The organism is Paraburkholderia rhizosphaerae, assembly GCF_004366595.1.
GTDB classification, from domain to species: domain Bacteria; phylum Pseudomonadota; class Gammaproteobacteria; order Burkholderiales; family Burkholderiaceae; genus Paraburkholderia; species Paraburkholderia rhizosphaerae.
In genome coordinates this window covers 106,212-132,516 of sequence record NZ_SORE01000022.1, presented here as the reverse complement: position 1 = coordinate 132,516, position 26,305 = coordinate 106,212, and the positions used below count along the sequence as shown (strand labels likewise).

General features: G+C 61.0%; 28 protein-coding genes and 1 pseudogene. 10 read left to right on the top strand and 19 right to left on the bottom strand.

Annotated features, from left to right (window positions below; translation table 11 throughout):
* From BX592_RS34610 to rfbB, 4 genes and pseudogenes are all read right to left on the bottom strand, one after another.
* Nucleotides 1-133: pseudogene (locus BX592_RS34610) on the bottom strand (IS256 family transposase); the annotation flags it as partial.
* A gap of 39 nt (nucleotides 134-172) precedes the next feature.
* Nucleotides 173-721: a dTDP-4-dehydrorhamnose 3,5-epimerase gene (rfbC, locus tag BX592_RS25330; protein ID WP_134195781.1), complete on the bottom strand. Its 549-nt coding sequence runs from the start codon at nucleotides 719-721 to the stop codon at nucleotides 173-175.
* A complete protein-coding gene (gene rfbA, locus BX592_RS25325) occupies nucleotides 706-1,599 on the bottom strand; it encodes a glucose-1-phosphate thymidylyltransferase RfbA (protein WP_134195779.1) in 894 nt (297 codons plus the stop codon). Before rfbA ends, rfbC begins: the two co-directional genes overlap by 16 nt.
* A gap of 14 nt (nucleotides 1,600-1,613) precedes the next feature.
* Complete coding sequence (gene rfbB, locus BX592_RS25320; RefSeq protein ID WP_134195776.1) at nucleotides 1,614-2,678, bottom strand: dTDP-glucose 4,6-dehydratase; 1,065 nt, start codon at nucleotides 2,676-2,678, stop codon at nucleotides 1,614-1,616.
* A gap of 386 nt (nucleotides 2,679-3,064) precedes the next feature.
* Here rfbB and BX592_RS25315 point away from each other — a divergent pair, with 386 nt between their 5' ends.
* The 4 genes from BX592_RS25315 to BX592_RS25300 all read left to right on the top strand — a co-directional run bounded on the left by BX592_RS25315 (nucleotide 3,065) and on the right by BX592_RS25300 (nucleotide 7,340).
* Nucleotides 3,065-3,919 (top strand): symmetrical bis(5'-nucleosyl)-tetraphosphatase, encoded by an 855-nt coding sequence (locus tag BX592_RS25315; protein ID WP_134195774.1) that lies wholly within the window; start codon nucleotides 3,065-3,067, stop codon nucleotides 3,917-3,919.
* A 308-nt stretch (nucleotides 3,920-4,227) separates the two neighbouring features.
* A complete protein-coding gene (locus tag BX592_RS25310; protein ID WP_134195772.1) occupies nucleotides 4,228-5,667 on the top strand; it encodes a UbiA family prenyltransferase in 1,440 nt (479 codons plus the stop codon).
* A 10-nt stretch (nucleotides 5,668-5,677) separates the two neighbouring features.
* Complete coding sequence (locus BX592_RS25305) at nucleotides 5,678-6,877, top strand: hypothetical protein (protein ID WP_208327972.1); 1,200 nt, start codon at nucleotides 5,678-5,680, stop codon at nucleotides 6,875-6,877.
* A 46-nt stretch (nucleotides 6,878-6,923) separates the two neighbouring features.
* Entirely contained in the window at nucleotides 6,924-7,340 is a 417-nt protein-coding gene (locus BX592_RS25300) for a DMT family transporter (RefSeq protein WP_134195769.1), read from the top strand.
* A gap of 71 nt (nucleotides 7,341-7,411) precedes the next feature.
* Here the strand turns inward: BX592_RS25300 and BX592_RS25295 are convergent, their stop codons facing one another.
* Both BX592_RS25295 and BX592_RS25290 read right to left on the bottom strand, forming a co-directional pair.
* Entirely contained in the window at nucleotides 7,412-7,729 is a 318-nt protein-coding gene (locus tag BX592_RS25295) for a hypothetical protein (RefSeq protein WP_134195767.1), read from the bottom strand.
* 160 nt (nucleotides 7,730-7,889) lie between these two features.
* A complete protein-coding gene (locus tag BX592_RS25290) occupies nucleotides 7,890-8,906 on the bottom strand; it encodes a glycosyltransferase (protein ID WP_134195764.1) in 1,017 nt (338 codons plus the stop codon).
* Between the two features lie 191 nt (nucleotides 8,907-9,097).
* Between BX592_RS25290 and BX592_RS25285 the strand changes: the two genes are divergently transcribed.
* Nucleotides 9,098-10,357 carry an O-antigen ligase family protein gene (locus tag BX592_RS25285; RefSeq protein WP_166676461.1) on the top strand — a complete coding sequence of 420 codons (1,260 nt, stop codon included), beginning with the start codon at nucleotides 9,098-9,100 and terminating at the stop codon, nucleotides 10,355-10,357.
* A gap of 37 nt (nucleotides 10,358-10,394) precedes the next feature.
* Here the strand turns inward: BX592_RS25285 and BX592_RS25280 are convergent, their stop codons facing one another.
* From BX592_RS25280 to BX592_RS25240, 9 genes are all read right to left on the bottom strand, one after another.
* Complete coding sequence (locus BX592_RS25280) at nucleotides 10,395-11,021, bottom strand: phosphatase PAP2 family protein (RefSeq protein WP_134195759.1); 627 nt, start codon at nucleotides 11,019-11,021, stop codon at nucleotides 10,395-10,397.
* Between the two features lie 119 nt (nucleotides 11,022-11,140).
* The gene (locus tag BX592_RS25275; RefSeq protein ID WP_134195757.1) at nucleotides 11,141-11,980 is read right to left on the bottom strand and encodes a lysophospholipid acyltransferase family protein; all 840 of its coding nucleotides are present in this window, start codon (nucleotides 11,978-11,980) and stop codon (nucleotides 11,141-11,143) included.
* A gap of 26 nt (nucleotides 11,981-12,006) precedes the next feature.
* On the bottom strand, nucleotides 12,007-13,284 hold the full coding sequence (locus tag BX592_RS25270; RefSeq protein ID WP_134195754.1) for a dihydroorotase: 1,278 nt from the start codon (nucleotides 13,282-13,284) through the stop codon (nucleotides 12,007-12,009).
* A gap of 99 nt (nucleotides 13,285-13,383) precedes the next feature.
* Nucleotides 13,384-14,415, bottom strand: coding sequence for an aspartate carbamoyltransferase catalytic subunit (locus tag BX592_RS25265; RefSeq protein WP_134195752.1), 1,032 nt, complete (start codon nucleotides 14,413-14,415; stop codon nucleotides 13,384-13,386).
* Between the two features lie 127 nt (nucleotides 14,416-14,542).
* Nucleotides 14,543-15,082: a bifunctional pyr operon transcriptional regulator/uracil phosphoribosyltransferase PyrR gene (gene pyrR, locus BX592_RS25260; protein WP_134195797.1), complete on the bottom strand. Its 540-nt coding sequence runs from the start codon at nucleotides 15,080-15,082 to the stop codon at nucleotides 14,543-14,545.
* Nucleotides 15,083-15,090: 8 nt separating this feature from the next.
* Complete coding sequence (gene ruvX / locus BX592_RS25255) at nucleotides 15,091-15,522, bottom strand: Holliday junction resolvase RuvX (protein WP_134195750.1); 432 nt, start codon at nucleotides 15,520-15,522, stop codon at nucleotides 15,091-15,093.
* The gene (locus BX592_RS25250) at nucleotides 15,519-16,097 is read right to left on the bottom strand and encodes a YqgE/AlgH family protein (protein WP_134195748.1); all 579 of its coding nucleotides are present in this window, start codon (nucleotides 16,095-16,097) and stop codon (nucleotides 15,519-15,521) included. The genes ruvX and BX592_RS25250 overlap by 4 nt, the downstream gene beginning before the upstream one ends.
* A 177-nt stretch (nucleotides 16,098-16,274) precedes the next feature.
* The gene (locus BX592_RS25245) at nucleotides 16,275-17,873 is read right to left on the bottom strand and encodes a FimL-related protein (RefSeq protein WP_134195746.1); all 1,599 of its coding nucleotides are present in this window, start codon (nucleotides 17,871-17,873) and stop codon (nucleotides 16,275-16,277) included.
* 453 nt (nucleotides 17,874-18,326) lie between these two features.
* On the bottom strand, nucleotides 18,327-18,497 hold the full coding sequence (locus BX592_RS25240; protein ID WP_134195744.1) for a rubredoxin: 171 nt from the start codon (nucleotides 18,495-18,497) through the stop codon (nucleotides 18,327-18,329).
* A gap of 354 nt (nucleotides 18,498-18,851) precedes the next feature.
* On the opposite strand from BX592_RS25240, the gene BX592_RS25235 reads away from it, so the two are divergent.
* Complete coding sequence (locus BX592_RS25235; protein WP_134195742.1) at nucleotides 18,852-19,715, top strand: hydroxymethylpyrimidine/phosphomethylpyrimidine kinase; 864 nt, start codon at nucleotides 18,852-18,854, stop codon at nucleotides 19,713-19,715.
* A gap of 200 nt (nucleotides 19,716-19,915) precedes the next feature.
* Here BX592_RS25235 and groL read toward each other — a convergent pair whose 3' ends face one another.
* From groL to BX592_RS25220, 3 genes are all read right to left on the bottom strand, one after another.
* Entirely contained in the window at nucleotides 19,916-21,556 is a 1,641-nt protein-coding gene (gene groL, locus BX592_RS25230; RefSeq protein WP_134195739.1) for a chaperonin GroEL, read from the bottom strand.
* A gap of 46 nt (nucleotides 21,557-21,602) precedes the next feature.
* Nucleotides 21,603-21,893 carry a co-chaperone GroES gene (groES, locus tag BX592_RS25225; protein WP_134195737.1) on the bottom strand — a complete coding sequence of 97 codons (291 nt, stop codon included), beginning with the start codon at nucleotides 21,891-21,893 and terminating at the stop codon, nucleotides 21,603-21,605.
* A 362-nt stretch (nucleotides 21,894-22,255) separates the two neighbouring features.
* Entirely contained in the window at nucleotides 22,256-22,477 is a 222-nt protein-coding gene (locus BX592_RS25220) for a hypothetical protein (RefSeq protein WP_134195735.1), read from the bottom strand.
* A 260-nt stretch (nucleotides 22,478-22,737) separates the two neighbouring features.
* Here BX592_RS25220 and BX592_RS25215 point away from each other — a divergent pair, with 260 nt between their 5' ends.
* A complete protein-coding gene (locus BX592_RS25215; protein WP_134195733.1) occupies nucleotides 22,738-23,142 on the top strand; it encodes a TerB family tellurite resistance protein in 405 nt (134 codons plus the stop codon).
* Between the two features lie 84 nt (nucleotides 23,143-23,226).
* Here the strand turns inward: BX592_RS25215 and BX592_RS25210 are convergent, their stop codons facing one another.
* On the bottom strand, nucleotides 23,227-24,108 hold the full coding sequence (locus tag BX592_RS25210) for a LysR family transcriptional regulator (protein ID WP_134195731.1): 882 nt from the start codon (nucleotides 24,106-24,108) through the stop codon (nucleotides 23,227-23,229).
* A gap of 127 nt (nucleotides 24,109-24,235) precedes the next feature.
* Here BX592_RS25210 and BX592_RS25205 point away from each other — a divergent pair, with 127 nt between their 5' ends.
* The 3 genes from BX592_RS25205 (at nucleotide 24,236) to BX592_RS25195 (ending at nucleotide 26,203) form a co-directional block, all read left to right on the top strand.
* A complete protein-coding gene (locus BX592_RS25205; protein ID WP_134195728.1) occupies nucleotides 24,236-25,006 on the top strand; it encodes a TerC family protein in 771 nt (256 codons plus the stop codon).
* 89 nt (nucleotides 25,007-25,095) lie between these two features.
* Nucleotides 25,096-25,440: a TFIIB-type zinc ribbon-containing protein gene (locus BX592_RS25200; protein ID WP_134195726.1), complete on the top strand. Its 345-nt coding sequence runs from the start codon at nucleotides 25,096-25,098 to the stop codon at nucleotides 25,438-25,440.
* A 406-nt stretch (nucleotides 25,441-25,846) separates the two neighbouring features.
* Nucleotides 25,847-26,203: a BON domain-containing protein gene (locus tag BX592_RS25195; RefSeq protein WP_134195724.1), complete on the top strand. Its 357-nt coding sequence runs from the start codon at nucleotides 25,847-25,849 to the stop codon at nucleotides 26,201-26,203.
* Nucleotides 26,204-26,305: the final 102 nt, after the last annotated feature.

Sequence of the window (26,305 nt, the reverse complement as noted above, 5' to 3'; positions counted from 1 at the left end):
GGCCCGATTCGCCCAGAATCGACTCGGCATCCTTGTTCTGTACCTGCGCCAGCAACTGGTCGATCAGTTCATCGGGGAACAGCTTCGGCGCTTTCTGGTTCTTGCTCTTCTTTGTCACTGTCGTTTCGGTCATAGGACGTTATTTCCGTTATCGTCTCATGACCTCGACACACTAAAAATCTGACAGGCTCCCAAGGCTCTTTCCCCGCCGATCCTTCTCCGCCATCACCGGCTCCCCTTCAATAGGCCACTCAACCCCCACCTGCGGATCATCCCAAGCCAAACACCGCTCAAACTCCGGATACCAGTAATCGGTAGTCTTATACAAAAAATCCGCCGTTTCCGACACCACCAGAAACCCATGCGCGAACCCCGGCGGAATCCACATCTGCCGCTGGTTCTCCCCGCTCAGGCGCAAACCGACCCACTTCCCGAAGTCAGGCGAGCTCTTACGAATATCGACAGCAACATCAAACACCTCCCCCGCCACCACCCTCACCAGCTTCCCTTGCGCATGCTCAATCTGATAATGCAAACCACGCAACACACCCTTCGCCGACCTTGAATGGTTATCCTGAACAAACTCCACCCCAGCCTGCACCTGCTCGGCAAACTCCCGCGCATTGAAGCTTTCCAGAAAGAACCCGCGCGCATCGCCGAACACCTTCGGCTCAATCACTTTGACTTCAGGTAGCGCGGTCGCCGTTACTTGAATTGCCATACCACCTTGTCCGTCAGAATATTTTTCAGGTACCGCCCGTAGTCATTCTTCGACAGCGGCTCAGCCAGCCTCATCACCTGTTCCGCGTCGATCCATCCACACCGGTACGCAATCTCTTCCGGGCACGCTACCACCAGTCCCTGACGTTTCTGCAACGTCGCGATAAACGTCGCCGCGTCGATCAGCGAATCGTGCGTCCCAGTATCGAGCCACGCATATCCGCGACCCATAATCTCGACCTGCAGTTTGCCCGCCGCCAGGTAGCGCGAGTTGACGTCAGTGATCTCATACTCGCCGCGCGCCGACGGTTTGATCCCGGCGGCGATATCGCACACGTCGGCATCGTAGAAATACAAACCCGTCACCGCATACTGCGAGCGCGGTTGAACAGGCTTCTCTTCAATCGACACCGCACGCATCCGGTCATCGAACTCAATCACGCCGTAACGCTGCGGATCATTCACGTGATACGCGAACACGGTCGCGCAATCGGTACGCTCATTCGCTTCACGCAATTGACGCGCGAGGTCGTGACCATGAAAAATGTTGTCGCCGAGAATCAGCGCGCTCGGGTGGCCGTCGATAAACTCGCGACCAATCACAAACGCCTGCGCAAGCCCGTCCGGCGTCGGCTGCACGGCATACTGAAACGACATCCCCCACCGGCTGCCGTCGCCGAGCATCGCTTCGAAGCGCGGCGTGTCCTGCGGCGTCGAAATGATCAGCACGTCGCGAATGCCCGCGAGCATCAGCGTGGACAGCGGATAGTAGATCATCGGCTTGTCGTACACCGGCAGCAGCTGCTTCGATATCGCGTGCGTGATCGGATACAGCCGCGTGCCCGATCCGCCCGCGAGAATGATTCCCTTCCGTGCCATCCGCGTTTCCTCTTTCAGACCGTTCCGGCGTAGTGCGTTTCCATCCAGTGACGATAGCTGCCGCTCGTGACACCGGCGATCCAGTCCGGATGCTCGAGATACCAGAGCACCGTTTTCCTCATGCCGGTCTCAAACGTCTCCGCAGGCCGCCAACCGAGTTCGCGCTCGATACGCGTCGCGTCGATCGCATATCGGCGATCGTGGCCGGGCCGGTCCTTCACGAATTCGATTTGCGCCGTATAAGACGCCCCCGATGCCGACGGCCGCAACTCATCGAGCGTGCGGCACAGCGTATGCACGACGTCGATGTTGGCCTGCTCGTTCCATCCGCCGATGTTGTACGTTTCACCGGGCACGCCCTTTTGCAGCACCGTGCGAATCGCAGCGCAATGGTCCGTCACGTACAGCCAGTCGCGCACATTCTTGCCGTCGCCATACACCGGCAGCTTCTTGCCCGAAATCGCATTGATGATCGTCAGCGGAATCAGCTTCTCGGGAAACTGATAGGGGCCGTAGTTATTCGAGCAGTTGGTGGTGAGCGTCGGCAGACCGTAAGTATGATGGTACGCGCGCACGAAATGGTCGGACGCCGCCTTGCTCGCCGAGTAAGGGCTATTCGGCGCGTACGACGTATGCTCGTTGAAAGCCGGATCGGTGGGATTTAGCGAGCCGAACACCTCGTCGGTCGACACGTGCAGAAAGCGAAATGCGGCTTTTTCATCGGCTGCGAGGCCGTTCCAGTGCGCGCGTGCCGCTTCGAGCAGCGTGAAGGTGCCAACCACGTTGGTTTGTACAAATTCGCCAGGCCCGTTGATCGAGCGATCCACGTGGCTTTCCGCGGCGAAATGCACGATCGCGCGCGGCCGGTATGTACTAAACAGCGCATCGATCGCCACACGGTCGCAGATATCGACCTGCGAGAAAACATGTCGAGCGTCCCCAGCAAGCGGCGCAAGCGTTTCGGCATTGCCCGCGTACGTCAGCTTATCGACGTTGACGATCGGCTCATCGCTATCGCGCAGCCAGTCCAGCACGAAATTTGCGCCGATAAAGCCTGCCCCGCCGGTCACGATGATCATGCTTCCCCCTGTTTGTACTTTCTGTCGACAGGAGTTGGCGCATTAGCGCTAACTCCTGTCCCATGCAAGGCTGTTGACTGGAGTGCGCGCATTGGCGCTAGCTCCGGCTCCCGACCACGCGGCCCGCTTCACCGCGCCGCCCTTTCAACGCTCGTGAGGGCCTCTTAAACCAGCTATTATGTCACGCGATATTGTGCAGTCAGCTTCATTGCGACTCCCCGCACGATCGTGCTGCCGCCGTTCGTGTCACCAGCGCGTGTCATCAGCAAGGCACCGCGCTTGTCACGCAAGCGCCGCACCGGCATTAAGGCCCCGGCGCAGCCTATGCGTCGGTGCTTTGCCGCACACGGGACGACTGCCGTGACGTTCACCCAACCCGGATTCCGATGACCACTTCCACGAGGCCCGCTCCCCTCGCCTTCGGCGATCTGCAAGGCTGCCACAACGAATTCCAGCGTCTGCTCGCGAAAGCCGCCCCATCCGGTGACACGCCACTGTGGTTCGCCGGCGACATCGTCAACCGCGGTCCCGGCTCGCTCGCAACGCTGCGCGAATTGATCGCGCTCGGTGACCGCGCCGTAACGGTGCTCGGCAATCATGACCTGCACCTGCTATCGGTATCGGCCGGCATCCGCAAGACGAAAAAAGGCGACACGATCGACGACATTCTGTCCGCCCCCGATGCCGACGACCTGCTCGAATGGGTCCGCCACCGCCCAATCGCGCATTTCGACAACGACATGCTGCTCGTTCACGCCGGTGTCCCGCCGCAGTGGGACGCGGCGCTGACAATGGAACTCGCCGACGAACTGCAACGCGCACTACGTGCACCAAACTGGAAAGAAACGCTCGCGGGTCTGTACGGTAATCAGCCGAATCGCTGGAAGCCAAGCCTGAAGGGCATCGACCGGCTGCGCCTGACCTGCACCGCGCTGACCAGAATGCGCTTTTGCAACGCCGACGGCGAAATGGATTTCACGTCGAGCGGCGGCCTCGATTCGGCACCGTCAGGCTTTATGCCGTGGTTCGATGTACCGTCGCGGCGTACCGCTGACGTAACCGTCGTATTCGGCCATTGGGCCGCGCTCGGCCTTCTGATGCGCGATAACGTGATCGGTCTCGATTCCGGCTGCGTGTGGGGCAATTTGCTCTCCGCGGTCAGACTCACGCGCGAAGCTGCAGCGCGGACGGTCACGCAAATTGATTGCTCGGGTTGCCGCGCATCCGCGGACACCGAATAGCACCATCGTTCACCCATTCATTCGAGCGTGCGTCGATGGTGAAAGGCCGCCTGCCCCGCAGCTTGCCCACTGTTTCCGGCACGCCGCAGCGAGGCACCACGTTTCAACGTCACGTCAAAACCTACCGGGTAAGACGGGCTATGTCCATGTAACGCAGCGCGAAAACGCGCACTTAAATACTCCCATCCGCCTATGTGATTGCGCATCGGTTTTCAGTTAAAATCAGGCCCTCTCAATTGACCGACGCATATCCAATAACGTCATATACGTGACGGTCATGCAAAAAGAATAGGCTACGGGGGCCGCGCGTGCAGCCAAATAAGGAATTGCCTTTGGTGGTTGATCTGGACGGAACATTGACTTTAACTGACACGCTTGCCGAATCCGTCCTTCAAATCGTCAAAATAAACCCTTTTAATCTCATCTGGTTGCCCATCTGGCTTCTGGCCGGCCGCGCGGCTTTCAAAACCAAAATTGCATTAAAAGCCAGTCGATTAGCAGCGCAGCTACCGTATCGCGAATCGCTTCTGGCGTATCTGGTGGCGGAGAAAGACCGCGGGCGCCGGATTATTCTCGCAACCGCCGCGCACAAAAGCGTAGCGGAAGACGTATCGACGCATCTCCGATTGTTCGACGACGTGATCGCCACCGATGGCGCCGAAAACCTCAAAGGGACGTTCAAGCTTGCGCACATCAGAAGCCGCGTCGGACATGATTTCGTTTATGCCGGCGACAGCCGGGCCGACTTGCCGATCTGGAAGGCCGCGCGGGCAGCGGTACTGGTAGGGGCGTCGTCGCGTGTCGCCGATTGCGTTCGAAAAGCAACGCCGGTCGAACGGGAATTCACTAACGAAAGCGCAGGCGTCAGCACATGGCTGAAAGCGTTTCGTGTGCATCATTGGCTCAAGAATCTGTTGCTGTTTGTGCCATTGTTCACCGCCTTCTCATTTTTCGACCGGGAAAACGTCGCGGTGCTTGCAATTGCGTTCGCGTCGATGTCGCTGGGTGCTTCAGCGACTTACATTCTTAATGACCTTTGGGATCTGAGCAACGACCGCCGACATCCACGCAAACGCCTTCGGCCATTCGCGAGCGGCACGCTGTCCATCCCAGACGGGCTGAGGTGTGCCGCCGTGTTGCTAGCAGCCTCTCTCGCTTTGGCCTTCATCGCTTCCGCGGAGTTTTGCGCAATCCTCGTTTTGTATCTGCTCCTCACCAGCGCGTATAGCTGGTCGCTCAAGAAACGACCATTGATAGACGTGATCGTGCTGTCGCTGCTTTATACATTGCGGATTTTCGCCGGCTCAGTTGCCGTGAAAATCGAGGTCAGCAACTGGCTGCTGGCATTCTCACTTTTGACATTCCTAAGCCTTGCGCTGGTAAAACGCTGCGCCGAACTAGTATCCGTCCGGGAAAGCGGCGAACAGGCAACCGCAGGACGCGGCTACCGGGTCACAGACCTTGAAATGCTATTGCCTCTCGGCATCGGTTCCGCGCTCGCAGCGGTCGTAGTATTCGGCCTTTACATCAACGCGCCTGATACGATCACGCGCTACGGCACGGCAACTCTCCTGTGGCTTCCTGCAATCTGCTTCATCTATCTGCTTTCACGTTTATGGCTCGCGACCGTTCGTGGCGAGATGGACGACGACCCGCTCGTCTACCTGATCCGGAGCCGAGGCAGTTGCTTGACCATTGCATCAATGACGTTCCTCGTCATCGTCGCTCACTTCCTGCATTTACCGTAGGGCCGGACAAATGAAACTGAACAGCTCTAACCGGCTCTTAGCCTTTTGCCGATTCTCGATCGTATTTGTGGTGCTACTTGTTTGCTGCGGCAACATCACGAATAGCGTGCTTCTCAAGTGGGGCTTTCGCGACGACCAGCCGATCGACCGGTACGAGCACACCTTCGGCCTCGTCGGCATGATGGAAGGGGCAGCACCGAAGCCCTATGTCTATCGTTCTTCGGTCCCGAAAGCCGCGAGATGGATCGCGGAGCAAGTTAATCCAGACTTGCAGCAAAAGCTTTTCAAATCCATCACGCGCTACGACTCGCTGCATCATGCGTACTTCAGCGGAGTACCCGACCGCTTCTGGACGCCCGTAAACGCGATCGCGTACCACCTTGTCTACTTTGGTGTGACGCTCGCAATGGCATTGACTTTGCTGATTGTCTATCGGCTCGCGCGCTCACACGGCCTGCGGTTCGGTCAGGCACTCGGGTTTCTGACGGCATTCGCCCTCGTCTATCCGCTCACCTTCCAGAAGGGCGGCTACTACTACGATTTCTTCGAGATCCTCGGCGCGTTTTCCGTCGTCTATTTCTTTCTGAAACGCCGGCTATTGTTTTGCACGTTGCTTGTGGCGGTATTCTCGTTGAACAAGGAGACGTTCTTTCTGGTTCCGGCCGCATTGTTCTTTCTCTTCGAACCGGAAGTCCCCCTACGCAAGCGGTTCGCGTGGCTCGCAATACAACTCATCATCTGCGCGATCACACGCCACCTGATCATGAGCGGCTACGCCGGAAATGAAGGAGGCTTCGTGGACCTCCACGGGGTGCACAATCTGCTGTACTGGCTGAATCCGCTCTCATACATCGGCTTCTACAACATGGTGGCCAAGGGCGTCTTGACACCAAGCCTCCAGAATCCGCTAATCGCGGTTCCGGCTGCCGTGTTCTCCTATCATGCGTGGCGCCGTTCGCCTGTGTTGCATCGACGCTATTTCCTGGCGGCTGCTCTACCGATCGCCGTGCTCTGCGCCTGCTTTGGATTCGAGGATGAGTCACGAGACGCTGCCCTTGTATTCCCGGCCGCGGTATTGATCGCGCTCAGCGGCGCTAGCCGCTTTGGCGATATCTTCGAACGCTCCAACGGGAGCGAACCCGTTGAGTTGAAGCGGCAGCGCGAAAGCGCGCGCGTCAAAACACCCGAGTCGATCGCGGAAAGCGCCTAGTCAAGCGGTTGGTTAAACGACACTTAAACGATAAAGGCGTATCAGCTTGCTGCGCACCGCCGGCATGCGAAATACGCGAGAAACGGAATCTGGAGCACCGACGATCATGGCGGCCTTTTTGCTGTTTGCTGCTGCGACATCAAGCGCAATAGCTAGCGTTCTTCTAAAGCTGGCAGCAAGATTGGACATCAACGCGACCGCCGCAGGGATGTCCGGTCTATGGGCATTGATGACTGCCTCGACCGGAGTGAGGCTCGGTGCGGTCATCGCATACGGTGTCGGCTTTGTCTTCTATGCAATGGCTCTTAAGCGCGTCGCGCTTAGCACGGCCTACCCCGTGATGGTGGGTATCACGATCGTTGCGTTGCTGGTATATGGTGCGATGGCTGGCGAGTCCATCACGATGAAGGGAATAGCGGGCTCAGCCCTGGTGGTCGTCGGAGTCGCGCTTATCTATCTTTAGTCCTGGTCAACGGTAAGCAGCACATACCGTTGACGCTCGCGACCTGCTGTAAAAGCCGGTCAGTTCGTCGGTTACCCAAGCGGGTAAATCAGCGGCGCGATATCCAGCTCAACAAGCGCCTTGTCGTTGCGCGCTCGGGTATCGGCAAGTATGTAGCCTTTATCCACCAGCATGCGGGTCATGTACTGCCTGTTATAAAGAAACGCGCCGGCCACTTGCCAGATACCACAAGTGCAAAGCGTTAGAAGCAAGTGGATTCCCGCAACGCGGATCTCGCGACGAACTAAAGGAACGCACCACCCGCAGAACAAGTAAGTCCAGCTAAAACCGATCCACCCCGTTACATGAATGCCTGACTGCGGATGCTTTATAAGTATTTTACTTGCCATTCCATTCCAGACGCATGCCCCGTAATGTCTGAAGTATAACATTCCGGGCCGAACACAATGCGGTGGTGCGAGCCACAAAATCCACGAAGCATTTGGCAGCTCCGTATCCGTCACGCATTGCCGGTAAATGCTCCCGGCATATCTACGCAGATGCACCGTTCTAATGCACCCTGGATGCCAACCAATACTTGACCGTAAATACCGGCGAGTAAACGATTGGGCAAGCCGCATAAAGAAACATCCTGAGCCGGAACCCCAATTTGACGCGTCGGGTCGTGGCAAGCAGGTAGAGTTTTGCGCCGAGACGGTCCGCGGCAAATACGGCGCGCGTGTAATTTTCCCGTGCCAGTTTGCTATCCAGCGCCGCGCGCATCTTCGCACCGTATCCCGCCAACTCCGCATCGCGGACAAACTGCGTGATCTCTGCAAGTGCAAACTGGTTCGTCTGCTTGATGCGTGCAATGAACTCGTTGACCGACTTCCAGCGACGCTTTCGCGACAGACCGCCAACCCGATACTGGACGAGCGGTTCGCGCAGATTTATCGCACCGCCGCCATTCATGATTGCCCGGAGTGTCATGATCTGGTCTTCCGCCATCGCACCCGGCATCATGTCGCCGAAACGGTCGAACAGCCGGCGCGACCACGCGTGTGCAGCGCCGACGACGTACGGCGCTGAAGCGGCCCAATCATCAACCGACCTGTAACGCGCCAAATCGGTTGGAGAAACCTGCGAACGCACTAACCCGTCTTCGTCCAGTTCGACGAGATCACTCGCGATCAGGTCCGGCTTGCGATCATGCGCAAGCCAGAAATCCACCAACCGGCTGCAGCGATGGGGCACGGAGATGTCGTCACCGGCAGCGACAACCAGCAATTCGCCGTGACTCATCTGCGCAAGCTTCGTCAAGTGAGCACTGATGCCGTGGTTGTATGGGTTACGGTTTAGAATAACGGTATGAGGTCCATCGTAGCGCTGCACGATCGCTGCCATCACCTCATAGGTCTGATCGGGTGAGCAATCGTCGGATACGATGATCTCGAGCGGCGTATAGTCCTGCGCAAGAATGCTATTTAGCGCTGCCGCAACCAGATTCTCTTGACGATAAGCTATCAAAAGCACCGACACGAGCGGGCGGGAGTTGAATGAACGACTACCTGAAGTGTCAGTCCACATTTGAATTATTTTAGTGTCTGAAAGCTACGATCATACACTTCGGCAAGGCCCGGGATCATAAGCCAGCCACATGTATGCGTCCATACGACACAAGCTTTCTACCCGTTTCCGATATCTTGACACAGACCAAATTCTTTCTCAGTTGGATTGCCACGGCGGCAATCGTATTATCGCCGGCCCTGATGTTATCGATGAAAGGGGGAACCGGATATTGCTTCTTCATCGTTCTGGCATTGTCGTTACTGCACCTGGGCAACCGTGAATACCGGATTCAGGCCGCGCGACTGTGGCGCGAACACCGTTGGTTTCTGGCGTCACTCTTTGGATTGCCGTGCATTGTGCTGTTCCAGATCCTTGTCATGCGCACCGGTACATTCCCGTCGCTCGATCCGCTGTTACGCCTGCCACTAGCCATTCCGAGTTTCTTTTTCCTTGCTTCAATGCAGTCGCGCCAGCTCCGTATGGTTCAATGGGGTTTCGCGGCCGGTGCACTCGCCGCGGGTGCATGGTCCATTTACGCGCTGTCTCATCCAGCGGTCTGGACCGACGGCACGCGTCTCGGCAATTCCTTCACGAATCCGATTCCGTTTGGAGACACCGCGCTACTGCTTGGCTTTCTGTCAATCGCATCCCTTCGCCGTGCGGACACGCGCGGCCATCCCGTCGAGATTGCAATCAAGTTCGCCGCATTGGTCGGCGGTCTGTTTGCGTCATACCTGTCAGGTACGCGCGGCGGCTGGATCGCAATTCCGGTTCTGCTTTGGTTCACCGTGTCGGGGCGGCACTGGCTCGCAGCCCGGAGCGTGCGCATTGTCCTCATAGCCGCCATTGTCGGCGGCGCAACCGGCGCGGTCTCGACTCATGACATCCGCGCGCGCTTCACGGCGATCGCTACCGACCTGCAGAAGATGCGCGAAGGCAACGCGGACACGTCGACAGGCGCGCGCCTTGAATTGTGGCGCGCGTCCGCGCTGCTATACACGAGGCATCCGGTGCTTGGCGTCGGGCGCGGCAGTCTCGCTAAATCCCTCGGTGCGCTAAGCGCTCATGGCGAGGCTCCGAACTACATCGTCAATGATCGCGCGCACAACGACTTCTTCTCGATCCTCGCCGAGATGGGAACCGTTGGAGTTGCCGCGTTGCTACTGCTTTATAGCGCGACCTTTATGATGTTTTGGCGGCTTCGGCGCAATGCGGACCCGGAAATTGCCACTGCGGCTTACCTGGGGCTTCTCATTGTCAGCGCAACGATTTTGTTCGGGATGACCATCGACGTCTTCACACTTGTGATGAATGTCGCGTTCTTCGCGTTGACTATTGTCACGTTGCTCGCGTGGATCGAGGCGCGGAAACGGGAGATTGCTCAGAGCGACCGGATCACTGCAGCCACGCGGCCGATCGATATTGGCGATGCTTCACGGCAACGAAGCACGTCTATTCCGGGAAAATGACTGAACCCGCGGCAAGGCACGCGACGACGTGCGGCAGCTAAAGCTCCTTGCGCATCTCCTCAACAAGACTCGGAAACACCCGCGCACAAACCCCCGGCGAATAATCCTCGATCATCTGCTGAATCGGCGCATGCCGCCCATACGCAACCGTCGCGACCAGCAGCAGCCCTAGCGCCGCAAACCGGGGCTTCACGAGCTGCACACCCGAACGCACAAAGCTGCGCACAAACAGTATCGCGAGCGTCGCGCCGAGCACCCAGCCGACGACCACTTCGGTAACCGAATGTGCGTCATCGAACACGCGCGCGACCGCGGTCAACGCACCGATCAGCAACCCGATCACCACGCCCGTCCGTGCGCGCGCACCGGCACAGCGACACAACAACGACATCGCGACCGTCCACACCACCGTCGACAGCGACGTATGGCCACTAATCACCCGAAAATGCAGCGACGGAATTTCAACGCCACACCCGGCATACAGAATTTTGGTCGCACCGACCGCCGCCATGCCGATTGCCAGCAGCAGAATCCATCGCGCCGCCTGCCGGCGTGCTGAAAACCACAGCCAGACCGCGCAAACCAGCGCGATCGGCAGCGTGAACGCAGCATCGCCGACGCTAGCGAAAATATTCCAAAGAAAGAAGTCAGGATCGTTGAGCATCGGGGGGACGGTAATCGATCAGTCGGTATTGGGTCTGTTCGATCAGACACAGGCGGAAACGAGACGTTCGTTCGCTGCAACATCAAGCGACAAAGTTCTCCAAACGCCCGCGGCGGGTCTTACTGCGCGAGTGGCCCGTTTGCCGCCGGCGTATCGCCGGCGTGCGGCACCTCGGCATCCTGCTCAGCCTGCCCACGCGCCGCCGCCTGTCTGACACGCGCCCCAACCGGCCGCAGCCGATCCAGCGCCCCTTCAATCGCCACCTGCGCGTCAGCCGCCAGCGCGCGCCGCTCCGCGCCCGGCGCAAGCGCATCGCACACATACACATGCGCGGTCAGCGGCGTGCCGCGCAGTAGCGTATCGAGCGATTCACCCAGCGACATCTCATCGATATACGACGGCGCCGTCGACTGATTGCCGTGCGCATCTTCGTAGTAGATGCAGACCGGCTGCACGGGCCGCGACGCGGACACCGCGGCCTGAAACAGATTCGCGTGAAACGGCAAAAGTTCGCGTCCATCCGTGGTCGTGCCTTCCGGGAACACGCAAATCACGTGGCCCGCGACAAGGTGCTCGGACAGTTCGTGCATGATCCGCTTCGCGTCACTGCGCTTCTCACGCTGCAAAAACACTGTCCCAAGCTGTTCCGCGAGCCACCCGACCACCGGCCACTTGCGCACTTCCGCTTTCGATACGAAGCGCGTCGGCCGCCACGCGTTGATCACGTAGATATCGATCCACGAAATGTGGTTACTGACGACGAGCGCCCCTTCATCGATTCGCGCGCCATCGTTGTGCACGACGAGGCGCATGCCCGCGAGTTGCAAAAACCGCAGCGACCACGCGCGGTTTAATTCGAGCCGCTGTTGCGCGGTGACCCGCGCAAAACGGGTGGCCACCACCCACATGCCATACAGCAGATGAACCACGAGACGTATCTTGCGGAGCGCGAGCTTCATGCTGAGAGTCTTCCGTGCGTTTGAGTTCAGCGCTGTTCAAATGCAAGTTGCCCGGACACGACGGTCGCGCGCACGCGCGCCGGCAGCTCGTAACCAAGAAACGGCGTGTTATGTCCTTGGCTCTTCAGCGCGCGCGGTTCGACGCGCCAATAGGCATCGCGGTCGAAGACGCACAAGTCCGCTGACGCACCCACTTCAATGCGGCCCGCCGCGAGTTTCAGTACACCGGCCGGCGCCGCGGTAATGCGGTTAATCGCCTGCGCGAGCGGCACGTTCGCTTCGTCGGCCCACTTCACCGTCAGCGACAGCAGCAGCTCGAGCCCGGTAGCGCCCGGCGTCGCTTCAGCAAACGGCAACAGCTTTTCGTCGTCGTCGACTGGTGTGTGGTCCGAACATATCGCATCGATCGTCCCATCCGTCAGGCCCACGCGAATCGCTTCGCGATCGCGCTGCGAACGCAGCGGCGGATCGAGGCGGAACTGCGCGTCGAAGTAACCGATATCGACGTCGATCAGATGCACGTGATTGATCGTCACGTCACAGGTGACCGGCAAACCCTCCGCTTTCGCGGCGCGCATCAGTTCGATACCGGTCGCCGACGACAGATGCGACACATGCACACGCGCACCGGTCACACGAACCAGTTCGAAAATCGTATGCAACGCGATCGTTTCCGCCGACACCGGCACGCCGGACAAACCGAGCCGCGACGCCAGCGGGCCGCTCGCGGCAACGCCGCCCTTCGCGAGGTACGCATCCTGCGGACGCAGCCATACGGTAAAGCCATACGTATTCGCGTACTGCAGCGCGCGCAGCAGCACCTGCGTATCGACGACCGGAACGTCCGCCTGCGAGAAACCGATACAGCCGGCTTCAGTCAGTTCGACCATCTCGGTGATCACCTGCCCTTTCAGACCGACCGTCAGCGCGCCGAGCGGATACACATGCGCCTGATTCAGATTGCGCGCGCGAAACTTCAGCATTTCAACGAGACCGGGCTCGTCGAGCACCGGGTCCGTGTCGGGTGGACACACGAGTGTCGTCACGCCGCCCGCGAGCGCCGCCGCCATTTCGGATTCCAGCGTCGCCTTGTGTTCGTAGCCGGGCTCGCGCAACCGCGCCGACAGGTCGACAAGACCCGGCGCGACGATCAGCCCACGCGCATCGATTGTCTTCGCCGCGTGAAACTCAGCGGGCGCGCGGCCCAGCGCGACAATCTTGCCCGCTGCGATAAAAATGTCCTGCTGCTGCTCGGTGCCCGCGGCCGGATCGATCAGCGTGCCGCCCTCGATGTGAATCTTCATGCGCTGCCTTGTTGTGCGTTGTTCGTTGCGATGCTGCTTTTATCTGTCGTTGCGTGCGCTGATGAGAAAGTCGCGCCGTATCGATCGTTGCGCGCGCAATCAGTCGTTGTTGCCCGCGACGATGCCCATCACCGCCATGCGTACGGCGATACCAAACGTCACCTGATTCAGGATCACCGACTGCGGACCATCCGCAACCTGCGAATCGATCTCGACGCCGCGGTTCATCGGACCCGGATGCATCACGATTGCATCGGGCTTCGCGAGCGCGAGACGCTCGGGCGTGAGTCCCCAGCTCTTGAAGTATTCCTGCGCCGAAGGCAGCAGCGCGCCGCTCATCCGCTCGTTCTGCAAGCGCAGCATGATGATCACGTCGACGTCCTTGAGCCCTTCGTCAAGGTTATGAAACACGCGCACGCCCATCTGCTCGAGTCCGCCCGGCAGCAGCGTGCGCGGTCCGATCGCGCGCACTTCGGGCACACCGAGTGTGGTCAGCGCATGGATATCCGAACGCGCGACGCGCGAGTGCAAGATATCGCCGACAATCGCCACGCGCAGGTTCGTGAAGTCGCGCTTGTAATGGCGAATCGTGTACATGTCGAGCAGGCCCTGAGTCGGGTGCGCATGGCGCCCGTCGCCTGCGTTGATCACATGCACGTGCGGTGCGCAGTGCTCCGCAATCAGATACGGCGCGCCGCTCGACGCATGTCGCACGACGAACATGTCCGCATGCATCGCCGACAAGTTATTGATCGTGTCGAGCAACGACTCGCCCTTGCTGGTCGACGACGCGTTGATGTTCAGGTTGATCACGTCCGCCGACAACCGCTTCGCGGCAATCTCGAACGTCGTGCGCGTGCGTGTCGAGTTCTCGAAGAACAGATTGAACACCGACTTGCCACGCAACAGCGGCACCTTCTTCACCTCGCGGTCCGTCACGCTGACGAACTGCTCGGCTGTATCGAGAATGTGATTGACGATCGCGCGCGGCAAACCTTCGATCGTCAGCAGATGCTTGAGCTCACCGTTCTTCGTGAGCTGCGGATTACCCTTCAGGAAGCCATGGCGAAAATGTCGCGCCTCGGCGGCGCGCTGCGTGGAATCCTGAGTGACCGGGTTGGGCTTGTTCATCGTGGTCCTGAGTCAAACGTGTTACTGCCTAGTGCGGCGCGCAGCGTCTCGCGCGCGCTTTCGTGCCGCTCGCCGCGGCATTCGTATCGCGGTGGCATCTCCGTAAGATGCCGCCAGCGCAGTGCATTCAATCCGCGCGTGCTTCGGTATGAAACGTGAAACGCTGCGCGCCGCCCGCCTCAATGGTCTCGCGCGCGAGCACGAGCGTCGCGTCGGCCCGCACATCGACGACCCCGCCGATAAAGCGCGCGGCGACCGGCAACTCGCGTCCGCCGCGGTCCGCGAGCACCGCCAATTCAACCGACGCGGGCCGCCCATAGTCGTAAAGCTCATTGATCGCCGCGCGCACCGTGCGGCCGGTGTACAGCACGTCGTCGACCAGCAGGATGCGGCGATTGTTGACGTCGAATGGCAGCGACGTCGGGCTCGCCTGCGTATGCAGGCCTTTCTTCGCATAGTCGTCGCGATGCAGCGCGACATTGACGACACCGTAGCCCGGCGCGTTCAGGTCGCGCGCAAGACGCTCCGCGAGCCACGCGCCGCCGCTATAAATGCCGGCCAGCACCGCACCGCCGGGTTCGTCAGGATGACCGAACGCTTCGCCATAAGCCGCGCGAATCTGTTCGAGCACGGCGCGATAAAGCGCTTCCGCGTCAACGGAGCTGATGTTCTGGCTCATCTGTGCAATTCGGATTCTTCGAAGTACTGCTGGAGGATGATGCAAGCGGCTTCGGCATCGAGCAGTTCCGCCCGCGCGGTACCGCGGCGCACGCCCGCTTCGGCTTCGACCGACGAGTAGCGCTCGTCGACCCAGGTGACCGGCAAATTAAACCGGCCGTTCAACTGATTGCCGAAGCGCTTCGCCTGCTGCGTCATCGCGTGCGGGGTGCCGTCCGGATGCATCGGCAGGCCGATCACCAGCGCATCCGGCTTCCATTCGCCGATCAGTTTGCCGACTTCGGCAAAGCGAAAGTCGCGGTTGCGGTTCGGCACGACCATCAGCGGCCGCGCGCTTTTCGTCAGGGAATTGCCGACCGCGACGCCGATGCGTTTCTCACCATAATCGAACGCAAGCAGCGTCGCTTCACGTTCGGGCGCACCGCTCATGCGTGACCTGCTTCGCCGGAAAGCATCGACAGCGACACGCCAAGCAGCGCAAGCGCCGCTTCGAAGCGGTCTTCGGCCGGCACATCGAAGACGATTTTCGGGTCGGCCTCGACGGTGAGCCAGCCGTTCTTCGAGATTTCTTCCTCGAGTTGGCCCGCGCCCCAGCCCGCATGGCCCAGAGTGAGCAGAAAGCGGTCGGGACCCTTGCCATTCGCGACCGCTTCGAGCACGTCCTTCGACGTGGTCATTTCAAGGCCGCCTGGCACCTGCATTGACGATGTGTACGAACTGCCCTGCCCCGCGTCATGCAGCACGAAGCCGCGCTCGGTTTGCACCGGGCCGCCGAAATACACGGGAACATGCAGAAGGGGTTCGATTTCGAGCTTCAGATCAATGCGATTGAACAGCGCTTCCAGATCGATATCGGTCGGCCGGTTGATCACGAGACCGAGTGCGCCCCGCTCGCTATGATCGCAAAGGTAGACCACCGTCCCTGAAAAAGTCGGATCCGCCATGTTGGGCATGGCGATCAGGAACTGGTTGGTCAGATTGATGCGGTCGGAACTCTTGGACATAGGTCAAATTCTAGCAAAGACGAGTGGAAGTGCAGACCGCATATGCACCGCGCGTGATGCGCAACGCTGCACGACTTCCGCGCTCCACGGACGGCGGACCATAAGTGCACTCTAACACGCACTTACGGCTGGCCGACGGCGCAACTGCGTCGTGTTGCGCGCGATGTGCGCGGTACTTCACGAAGCCGCGCCGCCCAGTTCGATCGCACGCGTCAACGCCGCAAGCGCACCACCCGATTGCGGCGGCGCAATACCTGCCGCAATCTGGTGCAGCATCGCGCGAAGCGCAAGCGCCGCGTGTTCGAGCGCGGCCGCGTCGGGCGCATCGATACGAACCAGCGTGCGGCCGTCGGGCTTCGCCGCTGCGGCGTGCGCGCGACGCCGCCACGCAAGTCCCAGCGCATCCGACAGCAGCGCGACATGGCCGAGCCCGAGCGCCGACGCGGACGCACCGAGCCGGTACGCGGCATCACCCGCTTGCAACGCTGCACTCGGGTCGGCCCTTTGAGGGTTATCGGCAGCACGAGCGTGTTCCGACAGGGCGGCGATCGATGCATCCGCGGTCTGAAGAAAATCTTCGTACGCGTTCGCGTTGACGGTCACTGCGCCGAGTTCGCGGGTCGCTGCCGATTGAGTTGGCAAATGAGTAGGTAAATGAGTGGTTGAAGGTCGGGCCTGGAGCGCATCGGACGGGGTTGCCGCCGTATCGGTAAAGCTGGACGTTCGAAGACTTTCCGCAGTGCCCGGCGGATGGGCATGACCGGCGCCCGCTGCCTGCGCTTCCCACAGCGCCTCCGATGCACTTGTGCCCGCCACGTGCCAGACGACCGTCAGCCCGTAGTCGCGCAGTAGTTCGACGTGGTCGGTATCTTCGGCCGCGGCGCCGAACAGCGCGTAGTCGCGCCACAACAGCGCGAGCGTCGTGCGCACCAGCGAGCGCGGCGCGAATGCGATGCCGCGCGCCTGATCGGCCAGCGCGAGGTTGCACCGTGCGAAGAAACGCCGCGTGTCGGCATCCCCGGATAAGTGACCGCTCACGCGCAGCGCGCGGGCGCAACCGCCTGCCAGCCGCCAAAAATCGTACGGATCGGGACCGGTGAGTTCGCCGATACAGGCCTCGAGTTCATCCAGCGCGGCCTTCACGACCAGCGTCGCCGCCGACATCACGCCATCGCCGGTTTGCGCGCGCAAGACCGGCAACAATGCCTGCTCGTAGCGCGCCCGGATATGAGCGAGCCGTTGTGCGGACTGCGTGTGCAGCATCGCGGGCGGAACCGGCCGGCCAGCGAGCGCGACATCTTCGAATGCAACGGTAAAGCCCGGCGTGTGCTGCGCGATCAGCGTCGACAACGCGCGATAGTGCACATAAAGGGACGGCGAGCACGACAGTTCGTGCAGGTTTCGCCGGCCAAGCGCCGCCGCGAATGCGTGCAGCGCGGCGCCGAATTCGGTGCGAACCGGGCTCTCGGCCGCAGGGGCGCTGGCTGAGTGCACGGGATGAACGGAACCGGTGGCGTCGCTGGCATGCGTGGCATGCGTAGCATCGAACGCGAGCGGTGATGCCAGCACCAATGCGTCGGCAAAACGATGCGCCGCGAGCCAGCCCGCTTCGCGAAGCGCATGCGCGGTGTGCAACACGAACAGCGCCGCGTCGCGGTGCTGTTCGTGCGCGGAAATGGCGTCGGCCAGCGCGCTTTCGGCCGCGCGCACGGCGCCGCCACGCGGATTGGGCAACGCTTCGAGGGTGCTGCCGGAAGCGGATGAAGGTGTCGTCATGGGCACGTTAGCTGGAACGCGGACCGACCAACCGACGCTGAAACTGGCGCGGCGGCAAGACCGCGCGGGACTCGCGGGATCTGCAATAAGGATCCGGCACGGGACCCGCAACGATGCCCGTCGGACCCTCACGCGATGTACGTCAACCTGTCGGTCGCATCTGGCTGCATACGTCGGTAACGCTCAGGTTGACCGATGCGTCGACAAAACTGCGCGTAGCAACTGCTTCGGCACGCGATGCATGCTTCGCGCGCTGGCAGGCCCAGCATTTGCGCCATTGCTCACCCCGCTTCCGCGTCACCCCGGACTCGCTCGCTTCCGGCACAAACCGCCATGTACCTCCGGCACGCCCGTGACGATGGGTCACAATCGGTGGCAACGGATAACAATGCACGGATGACAACGCACGGATAACAACGCGCGGCCACGCCGCGGAAAAAAACCGCGTACCGGTCAGATCTCGACCATTTCGAAGTCTTCCTTCCGGGCCCCGCACTCGGGACAGGTCCAGTTGATCGGGACATCCTCCCAGCGCGTGCCCGGCGCGATCCCTTCATCCGGCAAGCCGGCTTCTTCGTCGTAAATCCAGCCGCAGATCAGGCACATCCAGCTTCTATATTCCATTCTTTTGCGCGTCGAAAAGTCCGTTAAATCGGGAGCCATGATGGTACCGTGTTGCCGCCCCCATGCCTAGCGAAAGGCATTCGCGATTATGCGCTGCAGCAACCTGTAATGCGGTCGCACGCACGTGCCGCGGTGCGAAAAACCGCCTCATCGCAGGATAAAGCCGCATAATTGAGTCGGCCGCGCCGGAGACACCGCGCATCGTGCGAATCGAACCGTGTCCCGGCCTGCTCCGAATGGGCGCTCGAAGGGCTTGAAGAGCGGGCTTGCCGAATGGCTTCCGTCAGTTGGGTCCGCCCGTTGGTCCGTCAATTGCGTCCACCCGTTGCATCAATTTTTACCAGTCACTTTTTCATGCCCAGCGACACCCCTCCGATCGTCCTCACCTTCGGCCTGTCCGACCCGACGGGCGGCTCCGGCCTGCAAGCCGACCTGATGACGCTGGCCAGTATGGGCTGCCACGGTGTCACCGTTCTGACCGGTTACACCGTGCGTGACTCCGCGAGTTGCGACGAAGTCACGGCGCTGGACCCGGAAATCGTCGCAACCCAGGCCCGCATGCTGCTCGAAGACATGCCGATCGCCGCTTTCAAGGTCGGCGCGGCAACGCGCGCCGAGGTGGTCAGCGCAATCGCGGAAGTGGTCGCCGACTATGACGATATCCCGCTGATCCTCGCACCTGACTTCACGCTCGACGACGAACACGTGCTCGCCGCCGACGAATTGCGCGAAGCGATGGCTGATCTGCTCGCGCCGCAAACGACGCTGCTGGTCGCCGATCACTCCGCGTTGCTCGCGCTCGCGCAACCGGACGGCGACGCCGAAGCGCCGACGCTCGACGCGGCGGTGTCGCATCTGCTGTCGCAAGGCTGCGAGTACATTCTGTCGATGGAAACGGGCACACACCGGCTGGTGAACACGCTGTTCTGCGAGGACGGCCAGTTGCGCCAGGATACGTGGGACCGCGGCGCACAACGCATCACGGGCATGACCGATACGCTCGGCGCGGCGATCGCGGCATTGCTCGCGAATGGGCAAGATCCGGCGGAAGCGACGCGCGAGGCGCAGGAGTATCTGTTCCAGGCGATGCAGAACGCTTTCAGGCCGGGAATGGGTGCGTATTTGCCGGACCGGTTTTTTTGGGCGCGGGAGAGTGAGGAAGAAACGGCTGCGGCGGCAAGCAAAAGTGATGCGCCGCCGGGCGAAGCGCGGCATTAGTTTGGCGGGCCGCTGGCGCAATGGGCGTTTGTTTCGCGCGACGCCCGAGACGCTGCAGACTCGCGACTTAACCCGACTATCCGACGACACAAAAACGCGCACATAAAAAAACCCGCAGCGTGAACTTCACGCTGCGGGTTTTTTCTTGACAAGCGCGCCTCACAGCGCGCCTGCCACATGCTTTCCGGCTTGACGCCGAATTACATGTCCATGCCCATGCCGCCCATACCGCCGGGCATGCCACCAGGCATCGGTGCATCTTCCTTCGGCAGTTCGCACACGGCTGCGTCCGTCGTCAGCAGCAGGCCAGCGACCGAAGCTGCGTTTTGCAGCGCGGTGCGCGTAACCTTCGTCGGATCGACCACGCCTGCTTCGACCATGTCGACGTATTCGCCGGTCGCTGCGTTGTAGCCGTAGTTACCCTTACCGGCCGACACCGATGCGACCACGACGCTGGCTTCTTCGCCGCCGTTCGTGACGATCTGACGCAGCGGCTCTTCCATCGCACGCAGCACGATCTTGATACCTGCGTCCTGATCGGCGTTGTCGCCCTTCACGCCAGCGATAGCCGCACGAGCGCGGATCAGCGCAACGCCGCCACCGGCCACGATGCCTTCTTCAACGGCTGCGCGCGTTGCGTGCAGTGCGTCTTCGACACGTGCTTTCTTTTCCTTCATTTCGACTTCGGTCGCAGCGCCAACCTTGATCACTGCCACGCCGCCGGCCAGCTTCGCCACGCGTTCCTGCAGCTTTTCACGGTCGTAGTCCGACGTCGCTTCTTCGATCTGCGTGCGCACTTGCTTCACGCGCGCTTCGATGCTGCCTGCTTCGCCAGCGCCGTCGATGATCGTCGTGTTTTCCTTGCCCACTTCGATGCGCTTCGCCTGGCCCAGTTCAGCCAGCGTTGCCTTCTCGAGCGACAGGCCGGTTTCTTCCGCGATCACCTGACCGCCGGTCAGGATTGCGATGTCTTCCAGCATGGCCTTGCGACGATCGCCGAAGCCCGGCGCCTTCACGGCAACCGTCTTCAGAATGCCGCGGATGTTGTTGACGACCAGCGTGGCGAGCGCTTCGCCTTCGACATCTTCAGCGATGATCAGCAGCGGACGGCCAGCCTTTGCGACCTGCTCGAGCACCGGCAGCAGATCGCGGATGTTCGACACCTTCTTGTCGTGCAGCAGCACGAACGGGTTGTCCAGAACGGCGACTTGCTTGTCCGGGTTGTTGATGAAGTACGGCGACAGATAGCCGCGGTCGAACTGCATACCTTCGACGACGTCGAGTTCGTCTTGCAGCGACTTGCCGTCTTCGACGGTGATCACGCCTTCCTTGCCGACCTTGTCCATCGCTTCAGCGATGCGATCGCCGATCGACGAATCGCTGTTCGCCGAAATCGCGCCGACTTGCGCGATTTCCTTGTTCGTCGTGCAGGGCTTGCTGATCTTGCGCAGTTCTTCGATCGCCGCTGCGACCGCCTTGTCGATACCGCGCTTCAGGTCCATCGGGTTCATGCCCGACGCGACGTACTTCATGCCTTCGCGGACGATGGATTGTGCGAGCACCGTAGCGGTCGTCGTACCGTCACCGGCGTTGTCGCTGGTCTTGGAAGCGACTTCCTTGACCATTTGCGCGCCCATGTTCTGGAGCTTGTCTTTCAGCTCGATTTCCTTCGCGACCGAGACACCGTCCTTGGTGACCGTCGGGCCGCCGAAGCTGCGCTCGAGCACGACATTGCGGCCCTTCGGGCCCAGCGTGACTTTGACTGCGTTGGCGAGAATGTTCACGCCTTCGACCATTTTCGAGCGGGCGGAATCGCCGAATACGACGTCTTTAGCTGCCATCTTCTAACTCCTTGAATGCTTTTGAATGAACTGGGACGTGAGCGACTTACTTGTTCACCACAGCCATGATGTCTTCTTCGCGCATCACCAGCAGTTCCTGACCGTCGACTTTGACCGTCTGGCCAGCGTACTTGCCGAACAGGACGCGGTCACCGATCTTCACGTCGAGCGCGATCAGGCTGCCCTTGTCGTCACGCTTGCCCGGGCCGACTGCGAGGATTTCGCCTTGATCCGGCTTTTCCGCTGCGGCGTCGGGGATCACGATACCCGAAGCGGTCTTGGTTTCCTGGTCAAGACGCTTGACGATCACGCGATCGTGCAAAGGACGAAGGTTCATACATACTCCTCTCTTGGTTGAGACTGAAGGACGCTGAGGACAACCCGGCCGGAGAGCCCGGCCGGAGAAATTGTTAGCACTCGGGTGCGACGAGTGCTAATTATATGGAGGGGGAGTGACAAATTCAAGAAGCGAGATCACGCCTGGTGGGGCCGGTTGTGACGCTCACTCAACTTTGAAATTTGCGTGACGGCGAGCGCGTGCATGCGGCTCCGAGGCCCGAAACAAGCTTTAGGATGCTTTTCAGAACAATTGGGAAGCGCAAATCTTCCGCATCAGGGATAACCCTTATCCAACTACGGAAGCGCGATCCGCACGGTCGTCCGGCGACCGTGCTCGCCAAGATCGGATAACCGCCCGCGTTAGCTGAAGTGATTCCGAAACGTCACCGCCGCAATCACCGCGACGCAGGGAATGAGCAGCAATGCGCCCCAGGGCAACTCATTGCGCTCGACGACCACAAACCAGTACATCCAGCCGGCGCCCAACGCGAGCGTCGCGAGGCCGACAAGCCAGGTCAGCGCGTACAACGTCGCACTCGACGGTTTTTTTCGCGTCTTCGGCTGTTCAGGAGTAGCTGGCATCGTATTTTCGCTGCTGCTTCAAAAGAATGTGTGCGCACTGGGATGCAGTCCCACTCGCGTGCACACCACGTTAAAAGATTACTCGAATTACCTGTCACCGGGCTATCACCCGCAGGCCCGGATTCACGCAAAACCCTCGCCCATCCCACTTCGGTTTTTTCGAAGTGCCGCTTCCGCCTTTGCAGATTTATCCGATCGCGCGCGTCGCCGAAACTAGGCGCTCCATCACTGCGGACCCGCTCCGCGAAAGGAATCGAGCCATGCGCACCTATCCCCGTAACAGCCCCGAAGCCGCCGCCCGCATCGTCGCGCTCGCGTTGACCGCGGACGGTCACGTCTGCAGTTCGGAAGACCGCGCGCTCGACCGGCTCAACGTATCGCGCGAACTCGGGCTCGCGCCCGGCGAATTTCACGGCATCGTACAGACGTTCTGCGAAGACCGGATGTTAGGGCCGGCATCGTGGGCCGAGCCGGCAGGCGACCCCGACGGCGATCTGCTGACCACACTGATGGCCGATATCGACGAGCCCACGCTACGCCGCAAAGTACTGCGCATTTGTCTTGCGGTCGCCGTCGCCGACGACTATCTCGCCGACGGCGAAATCGCGCTGCTGGCCGCGATGCTGGACGCGTGGCGTCCGCACCGCACGGCAATCGCGATGTAACGCGCCGAGCGCCAGGTTACCGCACCGAAACGCACCGCCGCACGGCACCCGCACGGCACCCGCACAACCCGACCGCACGCCGCGTCAAGCACGCGGTGCGGCCAGCACCTGCAATGCGAGCGGATGATGCTGGCCGCGCCGCGACCGTATCGCATGAATTTCCTCCGCGACACCGTCCGCGCGGCCAAGCCAGCGCAGCCCGCGCATCAACGACAAGTCCTCCGCGCCGAGCTCCGCAAGCGGAAACACACCCAGCCCGCGCGCCGCGAACACAGCCAGCAGCGCACTGTCTTCGAACTCGCCGACAATCTTCGGACGGATACCCTCAGCCTCGAACCACCGGTCCAGTCGCGCGCGCAGCGCGGCGTGCCCGGTCGGCAACAGCACGGGCAGTTCCGCCAGGCACGCCGGAAAACTGTCCTTGACGTTCTTGCGCACCAGCGCGGCCGGCCCATACCAGTCGACCGGCGATTCAACCAGACGCTCGCTGAACACGCGCAAGTCGCTGTTATGCGGCGCCGGCTGACACGCAAGCACAAGGTCGAGCCGATGCTGCGCAAGCTCCGCGAGCAGTTCGCCATGTTCGCCCTCATGGCACAACAGCCGCAGCGCGGGCGTTTCGAGCACCGGCGCGAGCAGCGCGTGCGCGGCAAGCTTCGAGATCCCATCCGACAGTCCCACCGCGAGCCGCGCAGCCGGTTCGCTGGCCGCCTCGCGCACTTCTTCGACGAGCGTCGCACCGAGATGAAAAATCTCCTCGGCCCGTGCGAATGCGGCCTGCCCCGCTTCGGTCATCGTCACGCCACGGCCAGCGGGCTTCAACAACTGGCGGCCCATCGACTTCTCCAGATCGCGAACCTGCGCGCTGATCGTCTGCACCGCCATATCGAGGCGCTCCGCAGCACGGGCAAACCCGCCCTCCTTCACAACAATCCAGAAGTAATACAGATGGCGGAAGTTCAGCATACAGACCTCGCTTCGAAAAAACCGATGTCGAACTGCGATTATCTCTGATTTCTCCGAAGCGCAACGAGGCCGATGATCGCACCTGGCGCATTACCCGACTCACTCTTTCTTTCGACTGCGAACTGCCATGGACCACCTGCTCGCGCTCGCCGCCGACCCCGCTGTCTGGGCGGCCCTCGTCACCCTTGTCGTGATGGAGGTCGTGCTCGGCATCGACAACCTGATCTTTATCTCGATCCTCAGCAACAAGCTGCCTGAAGCGCAGCGCGACCGCACGCGGCGCATCGGCATTCTGCTCGCGCTCGGGCTGCGGCTCGGACTGCTTGCAACCGTCGCATGGATCGCGCGCCTGACCGAGCCCGCGTTCGAGCTGTTCGGACACATGTTTTCGTGGCGCGACGTGATCCTGATTTCCGGTGGTCTCTTCCTTGTCTGGAAAGCGACGCGCGAAATGCACCACAACGTCGCGCACGACAGCGACGCTGAGCACATCGTGAGCGCCGCCGGCTCACTGACCGCATGGGCCGCGATCAGCCAGATCCTGGTGCTCGACCTCGTGTTTTCGGTCGACAGCATCATCACCGCGGTCGGCATGACGCAGCACGTGCCGATCATGTTTATCGCGGTGATCGTCGCGGTCACCGCAATGCTGTTCGCCGCCGGACCGCTGTCGCGCTTTATCGAACGTAACCCGACCATTGTGATGCTCGCGCTCGCATTCCTGCTCGTGATCGGCATGGCGCTGATCGCCGAAGGCTTCGGCTCGCATGTGCCGAAGGGCTACATCTACGCGGCGATGGGGTTCTCCGCATTCGTCGAGGGAATGAACATGCTGTCGCGACGCAAAAAGCGGCCGGCTGCAGCCAAGCGTCGCCAAAGTGCGGAATTTTCGAAGTAAAGACTCGACTTATCCAGATTCTTTCGACACGCACTCCGCGCTACATTGAAGCCATCGGAAGCGCTGACGAAAGCGCAAAGGAGCACGCAATGAAATGCCCCGTCTGCAAAACGCCCGACCTTTTGATGACCGAGCGCCAGTCGATCGAAATCGACTACTGCCCAAGCTGCCGCGGTGTGTGGCTGGATCGTGGCGAACTGGACAAGCTCGTCGCGCAGATGAACGACGCGCCCGCCGCACGTAGCGAAGCGCAGTCACGTAACGACGACGTGCGCGCGCACCAACGGGCACGTCCGCACCACGACAGCGAGCGGCGCCACGACGACCGCCATCGCGGCGATTATCGACACGACAACCGGCACGACAGCTACCGGCAGGAACACGGCGGATACAGAAAGAAACGATCGCTGTTCGACATCTTCGACTTCGACTGACGGTGCGGCAGCCATCCTTCGAAGGCAAACGTGACAGACCCTCAGGCTCTGGCCCCCAAGGTCCTCGGAAAGGCTAGAGCTCTTTAGGCCGGCGCAAGCCGGCCTCTTTTTTTGCCCCTCCTTTTTACCCTCACAGCAGCACTCCGGTGGGCCGTGACGCGGCGTGAGTAACCGGTAACCGGAACGAAACCGTTTGTCGCACCGACCCCGATTTCCGTGCGTTTCGAGAACTTCAGTGCGCTGAATAAAGTCGCATCTATTTTCGAAGGACAGAATGCGGGGGCATGCGAAATCGCGGCAGGCCGCGTGACACGACTCGCCTGTGCCCGATGTTCGTCCGCGTCGCCGCTCAGCCAGCGTGCCCGGCACGTCCAACGATCCACGAGATAACCAAGAGGAGCAATTGATGAAATTCCCGGTTCAGAAGCTGTTTGCATCCCGTACTCTCGCCGCCTGTGTGGCAGTCGCCGCATCGGTGATCAGCGCGGCAGCGATCGCGCAAAGCGCGCAAACCACCGAACAGCCGACCCGCGCGAGCATTCGCAAGGCAAACCACCGGCTCGAACACAATGTGCGTACCGCGCTGCTTCGCGCGAAGATCGACAATGCCGATATCCGCGTCGTCGCGCGCGGCGGCAAGGTCACGCTGGATGGCACGGTGTCGGATCAAAGCATGGTGCAGCCCGCCGGCGAGATCGCGGGCAAGGTCCCCGGCGTCACGTCGGTGCAGAATCTGCTGACGATGCGCGAAGCAGGGCATTAAGCACGACGCCAGGCAGGACATCAAGCGGTGCATTGAGCCGAACCGCAAGCAGCATGCTGGACGCGGCGCGCACGCCGCGCGTCCAGCCGCTTCACCCCACAT